This is a genomic window from Salipaludibacillus sp. CF4.18 (assembly GCF_051262595.1).
Lineage (GTDB): Bacteria > Bacillota > Bacilli > Bacillales > Salisediminibacteriaceae > Salipaludibacillus > Salipaludibacillus neizhouensis.
In genome coordinates, this window is the sequence record NZ_JBIMEV010000107.1 from 1 (window position 1) to 4,941 (window position 4,941).

Sequence of the window (4,941 nt, forward strand, 5' to 3'; positions counted from 1 at the left end):
CGCGGGGGGCCTACATGAATGGAGTGCCATCTTCTACATTTCTAATGTGCCATAAACATAATGATTGAAGTAGAACAAAGTTTTAGAAATGAGAATAATGTGACAGTGAAGTTTCAGATGGAGGATGTCGTGTTGCAACTGGTCTATTGGCCGATAGAGATTGGCAAGGTGGACGAGTTAATCAAAGGGGAAGCGGATGAGGAATACAGGCTGAAGTTTCTAAGGGGATATTGGTCGTACTGTAAAGCCGTGGAAGTGTTGTGGCAGGATATAGGATTACTTGTATTGGGACAAAGGGAATCCGTTTATTCCAGCATTTTGGAAAGAGCGGAAGACGGAAGTTTCACCCTTCAATTGACACTCCCCGATAACATCATCAACATGGGACCGGATGATTTTGTTCTGGTAATACCTTCTGAAGCGGATTAGTGCTGGTGGCTGGGAAGCATAGGGACGGTTCCGTGCATCATTTGCATGGCTGGGGTAAAGATTGATAGACGGTGATTTTTAAGAGGTTATCGGTACATTAGAGGAATACGAAGCAACCTGGCCATGCGTGAAGAAGTGCGCTTCACGCATGGTCAGGTTTGTATTTGTGAGAATTATCCGGATAATCATACCGTTTCATTTGAAACCTGTAATTTTCATTATAAGTAAGAACGATCGGAGTTTTGACAAGGCATTCCAAGACTCGAGAGTCTTGGAATGTATCCGTGTGTGAATTTTCATCAGCTGTTTGTGAGGAGAATGGATGTCCAGCAATACTCATTATAGTAACTTTTGAACGGGAAAAGAAATTACAATTACTATTTGAGCAAATTATCAAATCAGCCCATTCATAAAGAGTAATAGTTTTAAGTGCTTGGAGTTTATTCCGATCAGGATATTTCAGCATAGATACATACAAATATGGATATAAATACATATCTTACTCACAGATAAATTTGATATAATTATGAAGTGTTTACATAGTATGGGAAATTATAGAGGACATATTTTGAATCTAATTAGTTTGGCTAAATCGAGGAAGTGTAATAGCTATTATCATTCTGGTGTTTAACGGTAGAGAAGCATCTGGATTTAACATCTGGTGCCTGACCCCCACTCACTTATGAAAGAATCAACTTCGACAGTTTATGACTGTGTTCTTACGATGAGTGTTATATGATTAGAAATAGATACATATCTTTTCTGAATTTACTATATTTGAAATAAGGGGAGAAGCGGGAATTGTTACTGGGAGAATGCAATTAGTACAAATGATCGAGTTTTGTAAGGGGGAGAAATATGAAACATTATTTTGTATCAAAGTCGAAAGTGGTTATTTCTGCGCTTATTTTTTTATTGGTGTTTAACGGAGTTTTTGCCTCTATACCAGTGGCAGCACAAAGTGATAGTGAGCCTCCCATAGTACATAATGTAGTGGTGTCACCGCAGGAAGTTGGAGTGGGCGATGAAGTTACGATTCAGGCGGAAGTGACGGATGATAACTCAGGTGTAAGGAGCTCAACTATAGATTTATACTCGCCGTCTAGAAATAGAAGTGAATATATCCCATTAAGCTTCAATCCAGAGACAGAATTGTGGGAAGCAGTATATAAGATAAAAGAAACCGATGAGGAAGGACAATGGACATTAAGATATATTAGTGGGAGAGATCACGCAGGAAATTCAACACTGTATTATCCAAGGGACTTCGAGAATTCGGAACAAATAGGGTTTAAGGTGATAAACTCTGAAGGTGATAGTGAGCCCCCAGTTGTACAAAGCGTAAAGGTGTCACCGCAGGAAGCTGGAGTGGGCGATGAAGTTACGATTCAGGCGGAAGTGACGGACGACAACTCAGGTGTAAGGAGCTCAACTATAGATTTATACTCGCCGTCTAGAAATAGAAGTGAATATATCCCGTTAAGCTTCAATCCAGAGACAGAATTGTGGGAAGCAGTATATAAGATAAAAGAAACCGATGAGGAAGGACAATGGACATTAAGATATATTAGTGGGAGAGATCACGCAGGAAATTCAACACTGTATTATCCAAGGGACTTCGAGAATTCGGAACAAATAGGGTTTAAGGTGATAAACTCTGAAGGTGATAGTGAGCCCCCAGTTGTACAAAGCGTAAAGGTGTCACCGCAGGAAGCTGGAGTGGGCGATGAAGTTACGATTCAGGCGGAAGTGACGGACGACAACTCAGGTGTAAGGAGCTCAACTATAGATTTATACTCGCCGTCTAGAAATAGAAGTGAATATATCCCGTTAAGCTTCAATCCAGAGACAGAATTGTGGGAAGCAGTATATAAGATAAAAGAAACCGATGAGGAAGGACAATGGACATTAAGATATATTAGTGGGAGAGATCACGCAGGAAATTCAACACTGTATTATCCAAGGGACTTCGAGAACGCTAATGAAATTGGATTTATAAAAAAAGAATCGAATGAACCCGGTGAATCTCTTGAACCTCTGCCTTACCATTTCACTACTTCAAATGAGACTTGGTACAATGAAGTTATTGATGGTGACCTATTTATTGGACCGCAGTCTATTCTAACCATTAATGGTGATGTGACTGTAAACGGTGATGTATATGTATTTGGTGCGATGCGCAATTATGGCGATTTAACCATTACAGGTACTCTTGAAGCGCGTTCCATTAATTGGGGATCTTCTTCACTCTATAATGGTACGGTACTAATGTTGGGCGGTTCGAATCAAATAGGTTCCATGAGAACTTCCAATCAGAGGTGGGAGGTTCCTGTTGAATTTTATAACGAAAGTTTCGTTGTGAAAGACGGGCAAATAGAGTTAAAAGGAGCGACAGTTCCTGTTATTGACCTATATATCGATGGGGAAAAAGTGAATGTAAATACAAACGGAACATTTACTATTGATCTAGAGGAGATCTCATCTAATGTAATCACTTATAAAACGTTAGACGTATTTGGGCACGAAATAAATAATACAATTGACGTTATACATGAGGGTGTTCCTGTTTGGGCTGATGGCCAAACAATTACAGTTGAAGGAAAAGATGATACGATTGTGTCTTTATCTTGGGATGCAGCAACGGAAGAAAACGGAATAGCATTCTACCATTTGTATCAAGATGGTGTGAAAGTCGGCCAGGTAGAAGGTACAGAAATGAGCTATGATTTTAGTAATCTTCAATCCTCCACATCATATGAGTTCATGGTTATAGCAGAAGGTAAATCAGGGAAATCTTCCGAACCGTTAAAGATAACCGTTCAAACGGAAAAATCTGCTGAAGAAATAGCTAAAGAAGAAGCGATAAGTACAGCTTATTCCTTTATCGATTCATTAATAGATATAGAAAATCTTACTCCGGCAGACCAGTCTGATGTCGATGCAGCCCGAGCAAAAGTGGAAGAGGCATTGGAATTAGGTGCGAGCGAGTCAGATATAGAGAATCTGTCAAAGCTAGTTACATTGGAAGAAAAGCTGGAAGCACTAAAACAGCTTGAAGAAGACAAGGCTCAGGCGATAGCCAAAGCAGTGTCCGCTATCGAGTCGCTGCCAAGTAAAGAAAACCTGACTCTGGCCGACCAGTCTGATGTGGAAGCGGCGCGAAAGAAAGTGGAAGAGGCATTGGACCTGGGTGTAGATGAATCAGATATAGAGAATCTGTCAAAGCTAGTTTCATTGGAAGAAAAGCTGGAAGAACTAAATAATGTTAGTAAGGATACTCAAGTGGACCGTCTAAGTGGGACTGACAGGTATGGGACGAATCTTGCATTAACGGCTTCGATTGAAGATAATTCGCTAGATTATGTTATCCTAGCCTCTGGTACAAATTATCCTGATGCGTTAGCTGGTGGTGTGTTAAACAAACGTTTAAATGGAACTGCACTACTTGTACACCCTGCTGACCGCATCATGGATAACGTGATTAATGAAGCGCAGAGACTATTAAAGCCAGGTGGTGAAGTGCTTATCATAGGCGGTTTCGTTGCGGTACCTGAAAGTGTGGAAAGTCGTTTGGATACCTACTTTGATGTATCGCGAATCCAGGGAAAAAACAGAGTGGAAACCACCATTAATGTAGCAAACATTGTGAATGAACAACCTGAGCATGTGTTTCTTGTGAGTGGGAACGAGTTTGCCGATGCTTTGAGTATTGTACCGTATGCTACCACAACAGAAACACCGATTTTACTCAATCAGTCTTCGAATGGACTCAGCTCTTCGTTGGAGACATATTTTGAAAATAAGAACGTGTCTACTGTGACGATTATCGGTGGTCGGGTTGCAGTAAATGAAGAAGCCGAAACGTGGATGAAAGAAAACGGTATGACTGTGGAACGACTAGCGGGAAGTAATAGATTTGAAACAGCGGTAAAAATTCAGGAAAAGTATTATCCGGACACTAAAAAGGTGATGTTGGCAAATGGTATGACCTTCCCCGATGCCTTGAGCGGCGGACATTATGCATCACGAAACCAGATGCCGATTCTCTTAACGTTGGACTCAAGACTGCCGTCATCAGTTGATGTGTCACAATTTGAAGGGTTCTACCTGCTCGGTGGAAACGCGGCAGTATCAGAGAATATTGAAGAAATACTGAAGAAATATCAACCCTAAGTTCTGGTGGTGTGACGAGGCAGGGGACGGTTCTCTGCTTCATTTTCACGGCTTGGGTAGTAGGGATAGTGGCTGGTTTTTTATGATGTTATCAGAGCAGTAAAAGAAAAAATAGCAAAACTGCCATGCGTGAAGAAGAGCACTTCACGCATGGCAGTTTTGTATAAAATACGGTGCTTGACCCCATCTATAAATGCTTCTTCAAATCATCAACACTATAAATAAGTATCGACAAAACTCCTCCGCGTCTTTATTGATTTTAACGAGATCGACTCTGTATTGCTTCAGGCTCTCCCAATTCACTAGTGGATTGTAACTCTCTTGTATTTGGCAAGAGAA

General features: G+C 40.8%; 2 protein-coding genes. Both read left to right on the plus strand.

All coding sequences use genetic code 11. From position 1 onward, the window contains the following. Positions 1-60 precede the first annotated feature (60 nt). Positions 61-429, plus strand: a complete 369-nt coding sequence (locus tag ACHABW_RS25315) for a hypothetical protein (protein ID WP_435759769.1) — start codon at positions 61-63, stop codon at positions 427-429. 858 nt (positions 430-1,287) lie between these two features. Beyond that, positions 1,288-4,602 carry a cell wall-binding repeat-containing protein gene (locus tag ACHABW_RS25320; RefSeq protein ID WP_435759771.1) on the plus strand — a complete coding sequence of 1,105 codons (3,315 nt, stop codon included), beginning with the start codon at positions 1,288-1,290 and terminating at the stop codon, positions 4,600-4,602. The last annotated feature ends 339 nt before the right edge of the window (positions 4,603-4,941 follow it).